The following is a 15,402-nucleotide window of genomic DNA, read 5'->3' on the forward strand; positions in this document are numbered from 1 at the left end:
CAGACCTAATAATGTTAAAAATAGCAAATATAGCTAGCAAAAAAATGCTCTACATTACTGGTCAGTTTGTATATTGACTCGATTATGACTAGAAAAGGATCGATAATTGTGCTAAAAACGAATCTGATAAAGCATATTGATACATTTATAGAACAAAGGAAGATTATTCAGCAATATTTCCATCGTTTCTATATAATGTAGAAATATCATAAAGTTGTCGACTATTTTGATTTGAACTATCTCTATTTAGATAACAATTCAAACGGTTAGTGAGGAAGTGCTTTACATGATACAAAAAGAGCCCTACTTTAATTAGTGATAATGAAAGTTGTATGGTTCACCTAAAAAGCTTATTTTTTGGCTCATTTTTTTAAGTTTATTAATAAAAAAGTGCGTATAGTAACTCATGTTGACAGCATGTTTGATAGGCCGATACTGACAGATAGTAGGTTCGCTGTCATAACACATGGTAATACAAATTTAGCTGTTCGTATCAATCCGATAATAAGTGATATGACACGTTGAAATTTTGTATTGATCGATAGAATTACGAACAAATAGTCGTTTATAGGACAGTGATAATGGAAAATGATTTTAATGGTTTGAAAGTAATGGTTATTGATGATTCAAAAACCATTCGTCGTACCGCCGAAACCTTACTTCAAAAAGCGGGCTGCGAAGTCGTGACTGCTATTGACGGCTTTGATGCTTTAGCAAAGATTGTTGATAATAACCCAGATATTATTTTTGTCGATATTATGATGCCACGTTTAGATGGTTATCAGACTTGTGCTTTGATAAAAAACAACCCTGACTACGCTAATAAACCAGTCATTATGCTGTCTTCCAAAGACGGCTTATTTGATAAAGCACGTGGTCGTATTGTTGGTTCTGATGAGTATCTGACTAAGCCGTTTAGTAAAGATGAGCTGTTTGAGGCAATCAACCAGTACCGCTAAAACAGTAAGTGTCAGTGTCAGTAATAAAGTATGTACATCTGCAAATATAAAGTTTCGTCTAGGCTTATTGTTGGTATGATTTATGCATGTTTTTGTAGGTTGGGTTATAAAGTCAAAATACTTAACATGAGTGACAATTAATAATAATTGCTCAATATTTCACAACAACTGCTAAAAAAGTGATTTTGCCACTTATCTCTGGCAAATGACTTTTACTCTAGTTGTCTCAATAATATAACAACATATCCTCTTGGATATTTTCGAAAATAAAGGAAATTCCCATGACTACCGTTTTAGTCATTGACGACTCGCCATCTGAGATGGCGAAATTTCGCGATATGCTTGCTAGACATAACTTTCAAGTATTAGAGGCGACAAATGGTGAGCAAGGCTGTCAAATGGCAGTTGATCACTTACCAGATGTCATCTTGATGGATGTAGTGATGCCTGAGATGAATGGCTTCCAAGCCACTCGAAAAATTACTCGTGGTAAAACGACTGCTCATATCCCTGTAATTATGATCAGTACTAAAAATCAAGAAACAGATAGAGTTTGGGGAAAGCGTCAAGGCGCTAAAGAGTATATAGCCAAACCAGTTGATGAAAATAGCTTGGTTAATATCATTCGCAAAGTAATGGAGTAGCTTGTGGCTTCCAAAGGGTTTATTGAGCTTCTGCGTTTAGCAGATTTGGCACGCGCGCGCAAAAGTGGTCGCCGCGGTGGACAAGAGTATGATTGGCAAGGTGTGGTGTTTGAGATTGGTGGACAGCGTTTGGTTGCACCGATGGGTCAGGTATCAGAAGTATTAGCCATGCCAGAGTATACCAGCTTGCCTTTAGTAAAACCTTGGATGCTGGGCATCGCTAATATTCGTGGACGTCTACTACCAATAACTGATTTGTCTCGGTTTCTACAGGTTCCTAGTGGCTTAACACAAATGAGCCAACGTAAAGTTATTGTCATTGATCATGACAATCTCTTTTCAGGACTGGTAGTAGACCAAGTTATTGGTATCGAACAATTTACGCATGACCAGTACCGTGCAGAGGCAATTGAATCTAGTTCGCCTTTTGCACCGTATAATCATGGTAAGTTCTTTAAAAATGAACAAGATTGGTATGTCTTTATGCCCAGTTTACTCGCACAAGACTTACAATATACCGATGCTGCAATATAGCTATCGATAACAGATATTTGACTGTTAAGGCTATGATCAAGTAATAGCGCACGACACAGTTAGATATCAGCATTCACACAGGCTTTGTTAATCACTATTGTTTTATAACAATAAGATTGTCAAAGTCAGTCACGATAAGACTTTGATGATTGTTTTAAAGGAATACGCACGATGAGTGATGTTATAAATAAACCTGTAGCTGGTACATCCAATGCAACAGCGGGTGGTGCAAACGCTAATAGTGAGTGGAAACTATTATTAGTGCTTTTTGTTTCGATAAGTGTGGCTTGTCTGATTTGGTTGGTAAACTCCTTATCATCAGTGAGTCAGTATTTTTCTGACTTTACTCAGTCAGTTGTTTTGCCTGTCGTCGTGTTCGTGATAGGGGTGTTAGGGATAATTTTTGCTCTGTACCAATTACTTAAACATCGTGGTGGCTCGGAAAGATTACTTATCGAAAAAGAAACATTACGTCGTCGCCAAGAAGCAGAAGCAGAGTCTGAGCGCGCGCGTCAAATCCAAGAAGAAAACGAGCGTAACCAGGTTGCTATTCTGCGTTTACTTGATGAGTTGGGTGATTTGGCAGAAGGTGATTTGACGGTCAATGCAACCGTATCAGAAGATTTTACTGGCGCAATTGCTGACTCAGTAAACTTTGCAATTGACCAACTTCGTCAGTTAGTACTGGTTATTAACAACACTGCTGATCGTGTCTCGCAATCTTCAGATCAAACGCAGATGAATGCAGTTGAGCTTGCTGAGGCATCTGAACATCAAGCACAAGAAATTGCTGGTGTGTCAGCGGCCATTAATGAGATGACAATCTCGATTGACCAAGTTTCAAATAACGCTTCAGAATCTGCGACTGTTGCTCAGCGCTCAGTTGCCATTGCTTATAATGGGGCAGAAGTTGTACAGCGCTCTATTGAGGGTATGAACGTTATTCGTGATCAGATTCAAGAGACGTCAAAACGTATCAAACGTCTTGGTGAATCTTCGCAAGAGATTGGTGATATCGTTAGTTTGATTAATGATATTGCTGACCAAACCAACGTTTTGGCATTGAACGCCGCTATTCAGGCATCGATGGCTGGTGAAGCAGGTCGAGGCTTTGCGGTTGTTGCTGATGAGGTACAGCGTCTTGCTGAGCGTTCAGCTAATGCAACCAAACAGATTGAAACACTGGTAAAAACCATTCAGGCAGATACCAACGAAGCTGTTGTGTCGATGGAGTCGACAACCTCTGAAGTTGTACGCGGTGCGCGATTGGCAAAAGATGCTGGTGAAGCACTAGAAGAAGTCCAGAGCGTTTCTAACACGTTGGCTGATTTGATTCAAAACATCTCAAATGCTGCAATACAGCAGGCTGAGTCTGCTGGGCATATCTCTCATACCATGAATATCATTCAAGATATTACTTCACAAACCTCCTCTGGTACGATGGCAACTGCACGATCTATTGGTGAGCTGAGTGAAATGGCTGCAGCACTACAAGAATCAGTAACAGGTTTTAAAGTACTAAGTGATGATGAGTTATTAGATAACGAGCAAGCATTATCAGAAAATGTATGATGATAAGTTTGAACACTATAAGTTAAGCCTTAGGGGCTTTACAGTATTTTTATTAATATGTTAATTATATTGCTATGCAGATAATAATGGTTTGCAGCAGCAATTATAGCGGGTGACATGAATAAATTTATTCAGATAGACAGCCATGCTAACAAGCACATTAAGCCAATACTAGTTGAGGCCTCTTCGCAGAACAATAGCTTTGATGTGCAGCAATGGCGACGATACATAGAACAAGAAATTGGTTTTGTGCTACCAGATGTTCAGTTGCAGTGGTTAATCAATGCGATTGACCACACTGCATCGTCGTATGGGTTGACTGCTAAAACTCTATGGCATCGGCTGCCAACAAATAATGAGATGCGTCAACAGCTATTAGATAACGTACTGATTCATGAAAGTCGATTTTTTCGTTATATACCTTCTATCAATTTCGTCACAGAGTATGCGGTACAGCATCAGCGAGCACAGTTAACTGCTACCAATACTGATAATAGTGCTGAACGTAATTCTGATGAGTTATTTCGCATTTGGAGTGTTGGCTGTGCAAGTGGGCAAGAAGTTTGGTCCTTAGCAATGAGCTTAACCTCAGAGAAGTTGGAAAATTATACGATACTGGGTACAGACATTAGTCATCAAGCCATTAAGCGAGCGCAGTCAGGACAGTATGATCAGCGGCAGAAGTCGTTAATCCCAGACAGTTGCCAGCAGTTTATCCAGCCATTGTGTGCTAATAGTGCGATTAGAAAACCAAATTTTTGTGATTCAACTATCACTAAAGAAATGATAGCAAGCAATCAAGCACACTGGCAAATAGTGCCGAGCTTAGAACAATATGCTAGCTTTGCTTTACATAATATTATCAAACAAAAACCACCCACTCCACATCTCCAAAATGTAATCATTTGCCAGAATATGTTGCTGTACTTCCGCAAGTTTGATCAGCGCGATATTTTAGCAAGGTTATCAGAGCAGTGTGCATTGGGTGGTTATATTATATTGGCTCCAGGTGAGGCGCTATTTTGGCGTCCTTCAAATATGCGCCGTATTGCGCACCCACAGGTTAATGTGTGGCAAAAAATTAATGCCTAAATTAGTGCTTAGACGAGTTAGGATGACCCTATGAAAAACCAGCCCAATGACATAGTGACGCTCGAGTGGTTATTGCCGCTATTTAATCAGCAACTATCACAGATATCTGATGGCTGGCAACTAGTCGATGACAGTATTAATCACGAGCAGATGGTGAAAAACTACCATCAAGTTGGCGGCGCGCTAACAATGATTCGCCTACCTCTGTTAGCAGATCTTGCCAATAAGCTGAGTTTATTGGTAGAGGCAAGTGGTCACGATGGTATTTCTATTAATAACAGTCGTATCGGTCAGTTTGCTCATAGATTATTAGAGCGTGAGCTGAATCAGTATATGCGTACTACTAGTCACAACACGACGCTGATTAATAATGCTGATAATAACCTTACACGCGCACTATCAGAGCTAGGCATAGCGACAGAGTCCCTAGAGATGCTTGCAGCTAGCCAGAATGAAGGCTTAGGCAGTCATACTACCGATGAAAATATCATTAATAATATTAAAGTGGTATTTCCAGAAAGTAGAATGACCACAAATCTAGAAAATCATCATTACCAACAGTTATTATTGGTTTGGCGACAGCAAGTACAAGCGTTATTGGTGGCCAATACCAATGAATCTCCTTTATTAAAAGTATTAGGCAGAGTTAGTCAATATTTATGGCAAACCTCTCAGCATGAAGATGAGCAACGTCTTTGGTATCTAACAGACTTATGGCTCAACGATCTTGTAAATAATGAGACATCACTACCTGAAAACTATGCTCCACTGTTGGGTCAGTTGGATCAAGTGATAGAATTTTATGCGGAGCAAACCGAACTCTCGTCGAACGCTATTAGAAGCTTGATTATCAGAGTATATATCGAATTAAGCAATCTTACACAAAATAGCAAAAGCACTCAGTCCATACTAAATAATTTGCCGCACAGTGCGGTTACTGTATCGCATTTTTTACCGCGCATACTCAATGAGCTTGAAACACTTATTTTTAATCTGGATAACCCAGACACAATTTTAGACCCTCTACAAAAAATACAGCATCAACTCGAGAGTCGAGGTTGGATATATTATGTCGCACAAGTAGAGTCTATTCTGGTAAATCTAGAGCACGCACTGTCATCCGAAACAGGGTTTGCACAAGAGCAATGGCAAATCGAGCGTCAGCTTCAAGAACTATATAATGCGCTCTATAATACCGAACAGACGATATCTCTAAAAATCGGAGATGCCGCCACTTTTGTCACTATACCTGATGATATCGATACACAAGCTGAAAATAATCAGGTTGTGAATGCTACCGATGGTAACTTGCGTGAGCTTCGCATTGCAGTAGAAGATGTCAAGCAAAGCTTTCATGAATATGTACAACGTCAAGATATTCATTTGCTGCCTACGGCTACTGATTTTTCTAAGATTGGTGATGCTTTTGTTGATATGGGTTTGCCAGAAATTCGTGAAACCATCAATGCGCTATCCAACGTGTTTACACAGTTGGCAGCTCATGAAATTGCAACGCTTAGTTGGGACGTCACTCAGGCATTGGCTGAGGGATTGACATCTATTGAGCTACTACTAGACTATCTTGCGCAGCAGGTTTTTGATCAAAAGTTATTGACTCAGGCATATGAGTACACTCTTAAAGCCACAGGTCTGCTTAATGACTATATTGCCGCACCAAGCACCGTCAAAGAGACTTTTCTTACTCGAAAGCAAGCCGCAACTAATGTAATTCGTTACGATGATAGTGGTGAGTTGGCTCCTACTACTGCTAAGTCTATTCATGCTGAATCTTTGACTGATACCAGTGTTGATGATGTTCTTTTGCAAGAGAAAGATGGTGTCGAGAGTAATAGTCTAGAGAGTGAGTTATTAACGAAAGCTCGCACGCAAGTTCAGCCCGATAACTTCGAGATGGATGCGGATATTCGTGACATCTTCATTGAAGAGGCGATTGAAGTCATCGCTGATTTAGATGACTTTCTACCTATTTGGCAGCAGGATGCACAAGATTTAACACCACTAACTGAAGTGCGTAGGGGTTTCCATACTTTAAAAGGCTCAGGCCGTATGGTAGGTGCTTTTAGTATCAGTGAGATGGCTTGGTCAATCGAAAAATTGCTCAATCGTCTTTTAGATAAGACACTGCCTGTCACTGATAATGTTGTAGATTTAGTCATTGAAACAGCAAAAAAATTGCCTGCATTAGTCACAGATTTTGAAGCACAGAAATCACCGAGTTTTGACCCTGCTGTTACTGTTCTACAGAGTCATAATTTAATGGCGCAGCAACCCATGAATGCTGGGTTAAGCATGTCTGAGCCTGTTGAAGCCGAGTTGATAGTTACTCCCGATACGATTTGTGACTCTCAAACGACAGATGATAAAGATGAAAGCGGACATATAGCTGCTTCATTATCTGATATCGAGATTCCTGCAGTACTCGTACCATTCATGCAAGCTCCAGATCAGCTCGCAGCTGATGCTAACGATGCAGACCCTGATATTAAAGAGATATTTATAGAAGAAGCCAATGAAGTGCTGGCTGAAATTGTACCTTTATATGAAAATTGGCGTCTATCACAAAGTGACTTAAGCGGGTTGACAGATATTCGTCGCGGTTTCCATACCTTAAAAGGCTCAGGCCGCATGGTAGGTGCCAATTATACTGCTGAGTTGGCTTGGGCAATAGAAAACATGCTCAATCGAATCTTAGATAACAGTATTGCCATTTCAGAAGATATGAGTCAGCTTATTGCAGATGTGTTAGCTGCTTATCCTTCAATGCTAATCGTGTTTGAAAATGACAGTCAAGATTACCCAGCGACGTTACCACTTTGGATTGCTTGCGCCAATGCTTATAGTAAGCAGCATGGTGATGAGTTCAGCTATTCTGCTTTACATCAGAATGACATAGTATCTAATGGGTCCGATCTTGAAAGTACTCAAGCATCACTGTTGTCGTCTGAGCTAGGTGAGGCCAATCTTGTCCATGATAATAGCAACAAAGAAATGGATGCTACGCTGCAAACGATTAACTCTGTTAATGAAATGATAGCAGAAGCATCTATTATCATCGTGCCTCAAAGCGATGAAGAGAAAGAGTTTTTTGAGATTTTTATCGACGAAGCAGAAGAGTTATTACAGGAAATAGATCAATTCGTTGATGAGCATCAAGATGAGCCTCATATTGAAGTCACGGATGATATTGTACGTGCATTCCATACTCTGAGAGGTGCTTCTGGCTCTAGTGCTCTTGCGGCTATTAGTGAAGTAAGTGCGACCATAGAGCATAGTTTAGAGTTGTTACAGCAAAAAGATAAAGCCATGAATGCTCAGCATTTAGAGGCATTAGCAAAGTCATCTACGCTCATGGATGGTTATTTGAACAGTTACAAGCAAAATGTTCAACCAAAAAACATATTAATAGAAGACGTACAAAGCCAACAAGATCTAGCCTCATTACAGGCGATGCTTGGTAAACAACATGTCGCTAGTGATACTGAGTTGATGTCTGATAATAAACCGACGATAGAGCAATTATTAGATGATAATATTGATGAATTGTTAGATGCTCAGTGGGAGTTAGATGATGCGCTGAACCAAGCTGAAACAGCCAATATTCAGAAATATATAGATCAGCAAGTCTCACAAATAAAATATTTAACCAATAAAGCACAACCATTTCCCAAGTTCATCTCAATTCTTGATGAGTTGGGTAACACTTATAGCTATCTAAACGATAATCCTGAAAAAGCAAGAGATAAGGACATTCAAGCTATTTTGCATACTGGTCATGCTCAGTTGGTTGGTTTGTTTGATGCACTAGCGGGTAGTACCTCGTTGAAGGTAGACCAGAAAGTTCTGGCTAATCTACAAAGTATCTACCACGCGGATAACGGCAGTGAAGATGAGGATGTTTTCGCGGTTCGAGCCATCTCGTCATCTGATCTAGAACTTGAGTCTATCGATACTGATGCTGAGCTATTAGAAATATTTTTAGAAGAAGCGCAAGAGCTAGACGCTGCTTTAGATGAGAGCTTTAACAAGTGGCGAGCAGATATTAGCAATGTCAATGCTCTAAAAGTTTTGCAACGTCATCTGCACACTATTAAAGGTGGGGCACGGATGGCGGGCATTCGCAGTATTGGTGATCTGACCCACGAAGCTGAAAGTGTTTATGAAGCATTTGTAGAAAACAGACGAGTACCGACAGCTCAATGGCTCGACATTATGCAAATGGTGCAGGACACAATGTCATTGCAAGTCATGCATATCGTGAGCTATAAAAAATCATTTTTTGCATCAGAGCTTATTGAGCAGTTACAACAGCTTCTAAAAGCACGAGTCTTGCCAGAAATGGTAGAGTTAATCATACCTGTACCAAAAAATCATTTTGAACCTGAGGCGCAAAGTAAGGTTGTCAGCAGTACGCATAGTAAAGATGATGTACTAGATAGCTCAAGCTTAGATAGAATGATTAAACAGTCATGGGCTAATGGTTTACCAGACCCTGATATATTAGCGGTATTTTTAGAAGAAGCAGAAGCCCTTACCAATCGCAATAAGTATCTGCAATTATTTTTAGAAAACACGGACAATAGAACAGCATTACAAGCGTTACAGCGTGACTTGCATACTATCAAAGGTGGTGCACGAATGGTCACTGCTACTGGTATTGCAGATTTGTCTCATGAGATGGAGTCTGTCTATCAAGACTTTATAGACAACCGCCGCCCTGCCACCAAAAAAGTATTGGAATTACTAGTTGCCAGCCATGATTGGCTGGCTGATGCGGTGTCTATTCTTAGACATCATGTCAATCCGCCAACGCCTGCGTTACTCATTGAGGCATTACAGCAATTTAGCAAAAATCCTGATAGTTTAAAGCAAGTACCTAAAGAGTCTCTACAGTCTCAACGTGAAGCAATCTTGATCGCTAAAGAAAATCGAGATTCACAATATTTGGCAAAAGATATTAGTGAAATGCCATCTATGATCCTCAGTACAAGCGAAGAAGATCAGAGTGCCAGCAACAATGAAATGATTCGTATCTCAGGTGGTTTGATTGAGCATATGATTAACTTGTCTGGTGAGTCAGCCATTAACCGTGCTCGTATCGACATGGGCATGAGTAGCTTGACTAACAGCATCGAAGATATGGGTATTACGGTGCAGCGATTGGCTGATCAGTTACGCCGAATGGAAATCGAACTTGAAGCACAAATTTTATCTCAAATAGATGATGAGTTGATTCAAAACGAAGACTTTGATCCTCTTGAGATGGATCAGTACTCTTCTCTAAATCAATTATCAAAATCTTTGACAGAGTCAGCGTCGGATTTAATTGATATTAATCATACGTTATTAGAAAAGACACGTGATAGCGAAAGCCTACTATTGCAATTATCACGGACACAAACTGAACTACAAGACGGTCTTATGAACTCGCGTATGGTGCCATTTACGCATCTGACACCACGTCTTGAACGTATTGTACGCCAAACTGCGAATGAGCTTAATAAATCTGTTGAGCTAACGATCATTAATGCTGATGATGAGATGGATAGAACCATCCTCGAGCGTATGACTTCACCACTTGAGCATATGCTACGTAATGCTGTCGATCATGGTATCGAAAATACCTCGACACGTCTCAGAGCAGGTAAGGAACGTAGTGGGCATATTACTCTCGAAGTCAGTCGAGAAGGCGGTGAAATTGTCATTCAGTTAACGGATGATGGTCGCGGAATCGACGTAGAAGCCGTTCGTAATAAAGCTATTTCTCAAGGGCTCATTGATGCTGGTGATACCAGTCTAACCGACCTTGATATCATGCAATACATCTTTAATGCTGGATTAAGTACCAGTAAACAAGTGACGCAGATTTCTGGACGCGGCGTAGGCATGGATGTAGTGATTAGTGAAATCCGTCAGTTAGGCGGTTCTGTGTCAGTTGTCTCAGAGCTCGGTAAAGGGTCTCGTTTTACGATGCGCCTACCGCTTACGGTTGCTGTATCTGATGCTTTGGTTGTGCGTGCAGCAGATCGTTATTATGCGATACCACTGGTACAGATTGAGCGCGTGGTTCGCGTTAATCCAGAAAAGCTGTACGACTACTACCAATCTGGTGATTCAACGTTAAATTTTGAAAATGTTGACTATCGGGTACGCTACTTGAATGAGATTTTGTCGGGCAATAAACTGAACGAGTTGGTTGTCAATACCAATACAAGTTTACCACTCATTATTATTAAGAACCGTACTGGACAGAATATCGCGTTGCAAGTTGATCAGATTGCAGGATCACGTATTGAGGTAGTCGTAAAACCTTTAGGGCAACAACTATCACATCTATCAGGTATCTCAGCTGCTACTATTATGGGTGATGGCTCGGTGATGTTAATTTTGGATCTGATCGCTTTAATGCGAAATGCACAGATGACTCAAAATATACCGCAACCTATCGACTTTAAACGAAGTGGTTTAGAGGCTAAGTCTACTATCTTAGTAGTCGATGACTCAGTCACCGTACGCAAAGTAACATCACGCTTCTTAGAACGTCAAGGATTCAATGTAGCGCTTGCGAAAGATGGTGTTGATGCGATTGAGATATTACAAGATATGATACCAGACATGATATTGTTAGATATTGAGATGCCACGTATGGATGGGTTTGAGGTGGCTACCCAAGTCAGATATAGCAAGCGCTTACAGCATATCCCAATTATTATGATTACCTCGCGTACTGGTGAAAAGCATCGCGAGCGTGCACTAGAGATTGGTGTGAATGATTACATGGGTAAGCCTTTCCAAGAACAAGTACTACTCAATAAAATCCAGCACATACTGGGTCAGAGGGTCAGTCTAACTCATGAAGGATAATACAGGTGTTTTGGCACTGAGGAATAAAAAAAAGAATGATATTAAGGTGATGGTCGTGGCAGAAGACCATCATCAGCGTATGGCATTTTCGGATACTGTCCGCAGCTGTGGTTTTACTCTAGTTGGGTGTATGTCACGGGCGCAGTTGCAAGCAAAAACTGTACTCTCTGATGTGGTCATTGATATCTGGCTGATAGATAGTGACTACGATGATAATATTGTGACTGCAACGACCGTATCTAAACCTGCTGCAGTACTGGTAGGCTTTAGTCAGGCACCTTATCTCAATGAAGCCACGCAGTATGCAAAATGGCAGCGTAAGCTAAAACGTAAGCTTGCACAAATGCTTGAACTACCTATGCTAATAGATGCACCAGTTCATAAGCATGATAGTACTGATACCGATTGGCATTATGTGGTTTTTTTGGGCGCCTCTATGGGTGGTCCAAGTGCGATCAAAGAGTTTCTAGACAATTTGTCAGCCTCGCTGCCAGTTTGTATCTTATTGGCACATCATTTTAATGTAACCATGATAGATACCTTACCACGCATTCTAAATCGTCATAACGATTGGCAATGTCAGGTCATTACTTCTTCGCAGCGTTTGCGAGCCGGTCAGTGTCTCATAGCACCTATTGATAAACAAATTGTCTGTGACTCGACAGGTCGAGTCATACTGTTAGAGCAAGCTTGGGAAGGTGAGTATAAACCTGCCATCGGTCAAATCCTGAAGAACACCAGTGACGTTTATGGTAGTGATCTTATTAACATCATATTTTCAGGTATGGGTAATGATGGGTCTCAATATCTTGATCTCATTCAAGATAACAATAGCCAACTTTGGGTGCAAGACCCTAGTATGAGTGCCTGTCCTAGTCAGCCTCAGGCCATTATCGATTCAGGATATTGCGGTTTTATTGGTAGTCCGACAGATTTGGCACAAAAACTGACAGACTATATTGGCGAAAGAGCCGTCAAAGCCTCTTCACCCTAACTTATTGTGAGTGATGTATGAAACAAATTTTGAAACATTCGTTTGAAGCTGTGAGCTTGTTGACCACTACCAACGGGATGCTTGACGTTACTATTGTTCCTGCATTCAACCAGCCTGATTGGTTGATTCCAAGTAGTCTGATTTTGAGTGTGGATGAGCATGATGAACGTACATCAATTTATGATTGGCAAGAGCAAGAAGTTGCCGTGTTTCATTTGCTACCACAAGATGAGGCAGTAGATAAAATAATCGTACTAGAAGGTAATACCTCAGAGCATCGTTTAGCGTTGCAAACGGCAGGTGAGCTACACCAATTACAAGTACGTATTTCAGATGTTAAAGATATAGAAGTACCTGAAAATTTCGATAAAACAAACATCAACGAAACAGCAGTACCCTTTAATGAAAACGTTATGCTATCCTACCTTTTTCAGACCGTTATGATTGAGGACAAAGTCTATTTAGTACCAGACTTAGACAAAATTGCTCATCAGTTGGTTGATGTAAGCAGCTAGATTCGCTTCTATTTTTCATTCATTTACTATGAATTGAATGTTTAAATCATCTCAATGGCTTTTGAATGCTAAATGAGTAGCTGTTTTTATCTATATTGCTGATGACAGACAACTAGTAATGAAGGTGATAGGGTAGCTCATGAGTAATACGAATTCGAAGTGGTCAGTCAGTAGTCGAATTTTTCACTGGATCAGTGCAGTTTTATTATTGATTACGTGGATAATGATGCTGTTAAATAATAATCTTGATAGTAATATTTATATTGGGCTGCACAAAGCTTTTGGCGTTAGTTTATTGTTTTGGATGATAGCACGAGTGATTAATCGTGTATTTACTAAAGCACCACCACCTATATCGATGCCAAAATGGCAGTTATTATTGTCTCACTTGTCGCATTTTGGACTATATGCTTTGCTGATAGCAATGCCAACGGTTGGTTTGCTGATGACGGTCTATGGTGGTCGACCTGTTGATATTTTTGGCTTGTTCCAAATCCCTGTATTTGTCACGCCAGACAGAACTTTGGCTCGTTTCTATAACAACCTGCATACGGACGTTATCTGGCAAGCTATTATTGCCTTTACGGCTGTCCATATTAGCGCAGCTTTATATCATCAGTTTGTCAAAAAAGACAATCTTATAGCACGTATGAAATAGTCAATTATAGAATAGCTGTGTGTTAAAAAAAATTCTGTGTGTTATCAAAAGTAATGTCATGACTTAAACCAAAAAAAGCCCTCGGTAATATTACCGAGAGCTTTTTTGAAATCCAGCATAAAAGCATCAATTGAAACTCTCTGCTGTTATATGTCAATTCAATTCAATTTAAAAGTAGTACAAGGTAACCGAGCGTAGATGTATGTTTAATACTTCAAGCGAGGTTAACGCAGTAATATTTTCATAGCGGAATGACGATAGCTTTACTTTTTGTGCTCAGGCAAGCTGATATTCATCTCTAGTACGTCTAGGCTATCTTCAGAACGATGATTGATATTGACATCATCAATCTGCACGCCATTGACATACTTATTAACCACTTCTAAAATTTCACGCTTCATTTTTTCGATACGATCAGCAGTGAGACGGTTATTTAAGCGATTTTCACTAGCAACAATAACCTTAAGGCGTTCAGTCGCCAAATTAGCGCTACCTGCTGTGCCATTGCTGTCATCAGTACCAAATAGGCTACTCCAAAATCCTTTTTTCTTAGTCATCATTAACCCCCAAACCAGCGCTGTAATAAACTTTTCTTCTTCACGTCAAGATGACGGAGTGGACGCTCTTCACCCAAGAAACGGGCGACAATATCATCATAACACTGACCAGCAACCGAGTCAGTATAATGGATGACAGGCTCGCCATGGTTAGATGCTTCAAGCACAGCATGGCTCTCAGGAACAACACCAAGCAAAGGCACTTTTAGAATATCATTAGAAATCGTATCGATATCCATCATCTCATTAGCCGCTGCACGTTCAGGATTATAACGAGTAATAATCAAGTGCTCACGTACAGAGCCTTGGTTTTCCTCAACCTTTTTGGTCTGACTTTGCAAAATACCAATAATACGATCCGAGTCACGTACTGAAGAAATCTCAGGGTTGGTGACGATGATCGCTTCATCAGCATGATACATAGCCAACTGAGCACCGCGTTCAATACCAGCAGGTGAATCGCAAATAATATAGTCGAACTGTTTAGACAGCTCAGCCATGATCTCTGCCACACCTTCATCTGTCAGCGCGTCTTTGTCACGCGTTTGACTGGCAGGTAGGATGAACAGGTTTTCAAGCTGTTTGTCTTTAACCAGCGCTTGAGACAAACGTGCATTGCCGTTAATAACGTCAACAAAGTCATAAACAATTCGGTTCTCACAACCCATGATCAAGTCTAGATTACGTAGACCCACATCAAAATCGATAACGACTGTTTTATAGCCACGCAATGCTAAACCAGCGGCAAAAGAGGCACTTGTTGTGGTTTTGCCCACACCGCCTTTACCTGAAGTGATTACAACTATCTTCGCCACAATGGCACACTCCTATGAATCAATGGGATATCTTTATATAAATAGCGCAATTATATATTACATTTATAGCATATATGCACTACCTGCGAAGCTAGCCTAGCATAAATAAACAAAAATTTATAGCGAGTCTGCACTAAAGCAGGGAAACTGCTCATATATAGGCTACAAGGTAATATTGCC

At 40.3% G+C, this 15,402-nt stretch carries 10 protein-coding genes and 1 pseudogene; 9 read left to right on the forward strand and 2 right to left on the reverse strand.

Features of this window, described 5'->3' with window-relative positions; genetic code table 11:
• Positions 1-581: 581 nt before the first annotated feature.
• The 9 genes and pseudogenes from pilG to JMW61_RS06525 all read left to right on the forward strand — a co-directional run bounded on the left by pilG (position 582) and on the right by JMW61_RS06525 (position 13,850).
• A complete protein-coding gene (gene pilG, locus JMW61_RS06485; RefSeq protein ID WP_110924035.1) occupies positions 582-959 on the forward strand; it encodes a twitching motility response regulator PilG in 378 nt (125 codons plus the stop codon).
• Positions 960-1,240: 281 nt separating this feature from the next.
• On the forward strand, positions 1,241-1,603 hold the full coding sequence (locus JMW61_RS06490) for a response regulator (RefSeq protein ID WP_110924034.1): 363 nt from the start codon (positions 1,241-1,243) through the stop codon (positions 1,601-1,603).
• 3 nt (positions 1,604-1,606) lie between these two features.
• Positions 1,607-2,137, forward strand: a complete 531-nt coding sequence (locus tag JMW61_RS06495) for a chemotaxis protein CheW (RefSeq protein WP_110924033.1) — start codon at positions 1,607-1,609, stop codon at positions 2,135-2,137.
• Between the two features lie 525 nt (positions 2,138-2,662).
• A pseudogene (locus JMW61_RS06500) lies at positions 2,663-3,709 on the forward strand (methyl-accepting chemotaxis protein); the annotation flags it as partial.
• 117 nt (positions 3,710-3,826) lie between these two features.
• Positions 3,827-4,801, forward strand: coding sequence for a CheR family methyltransferase (locus JMW61_RS06505; protein WP_201550003.1), 975 nt, complete (start codon positions 3,827-3,829; stop codon positions 4,799-4,801).
• Positions 4,802-4,831: 30 nt separating this feature from the next.
• Entirely contained in the window at positions 4,832-11,683 is a 6,852-nt protein-coding gene (locus JMW61_RS06510) for an Hpt domain-containing protein (RefSeq protein WP_201550004.1), read from the forward strand.
• The gene (locus JMW61_RS06515; RefSeq protein ID WP_197102165.1) at positions 11,673-12,677 is read left to right on the forward strand and encodes a chemotaxis protein CheB; all 1,005 of its coding nucleotides are present in this window, start codon (positions 11,673-11,675) and stop codon (positions 12,675-12,677) included. Before JMW61_RS06510 ends, JMW61_RS06515 begins: the two co-directional genes overlap by 11 nt.
• Positions 12,678-12,694: 17 nt before the next feature.
• Entirely contained in the window at positions 12,695-13,192 is a 498-nt protein-coding gene (locus JMW61_RS06520) for a hypothetical protein (protein WP_201550005.1), read from the forward strand.
• Between the two features lie 139 nt (positions 13,193-13,331).
• Complete coding sequence (locus JMW61_RS06525) at positions 13,332-13,850, forward strand: cytochrome b (protein WP_197102163.1); 519 nt, start codon at positions 13,332-13,334, stop codon at positions 13,848-13,850.
• 263 nt (positions 13,851-14,113) lie between these two features.
• Here the strand turns inward: JMW61_RS06525 and minE are convergent, their stop codons facing one another.
• Together minE and minD are read right to left on the reverse strand one after the other, a co-directional pair.
• Complete coding sequence (minE, locus tag JMW61_RS06530; protein WP_110924026.1) at positions 14,114-14,407, reverse strand: cell division topological specificity factor MinE; 294 nt, start codon at positions 14,405-14,407, stop codon at positions 14,114-14,116.
• Positions 14,408-14,409: 2 nt separating this feature from the next.
• Positions 14,410-15,222: a septum site-determining protein MinD gene (gene minD / locus JMW61_RS06535; protein WP_110924025.1), complete on the reverse strand. Its 813-nt coding sequence runs from the start codon at positions 15,220-15,222 to the stop codon at positions 14,410-14,412.
• Between the last annotated feature and the right edge of the window lie 180 nt (positions 15,223-15,402).

It is taken from the genome of Psychrobacter fjordensis, from assembly GCF_904845995.1.
Lineage (GTDB): Bacteria > Pseudomonadota > Gammaproteobacteria > Pseudomonadales > Moraxellaceae > Psychrobacter > Psychrobacter fjordensis.

Bases quoted from the DNA above. Each gene is read 5' to 3' on its own strand.
- JMW61_RS06515 (WP_197102165.1), top strand. From the start codon at position 11,673: ATGAAGGATAATACAGGTGTTTTGGCACTGAGGAATAAAAAAAAGAAT.
- pilG (WP_110924035.1), top strand. From the start codon at position 582: ATGGAAAATGATTTTAATGGTTTGAAAGTAATGGTTATTGATGATTCA.
- JMW61_RS06510 (WP_201550004.1), top strand. From the start codon at position 4,832: ATGAAAAACCAGCCCAATGACATAGTGACGCTCGAGTGGTTATTGCCG.
- JMW61_RS06490 (WP_110924034.1), top strand. From the start codon at position 1,241: ATGACTACCGTTTTAGTCATTGACGACTCGCCATCTGAGATGGCGAAA.
- JMW61_RS06525 (WP_197102163.1), top strand. From the start codon at position 13,332: ATGAGTAATACGAATTCGAAGTGGTCAGTCAGTAGTCGAATTTTTCAC.
- minE (WP_110924026.1), bottom strand. From the start codon at position 14,407: ATGACTAAGAAAAAAGGATTTTGGAGTAGCCTATTTGGTACTGATGAC.
- JMW61_RS06505 (WP_201550003.1), top strand. From the start codon at position 3,827: ATGAATAAATTTATTCAGATAGACAGCCATGCTAACAAGCACATTAAG.
- JMW61_RS06520 (WP_201550005.1), top strand. From the start codon at position 12,695: ATGAAACAAATTTTGAAACATTCGTTTGAAGCTGTGAGCTTGTTGACC.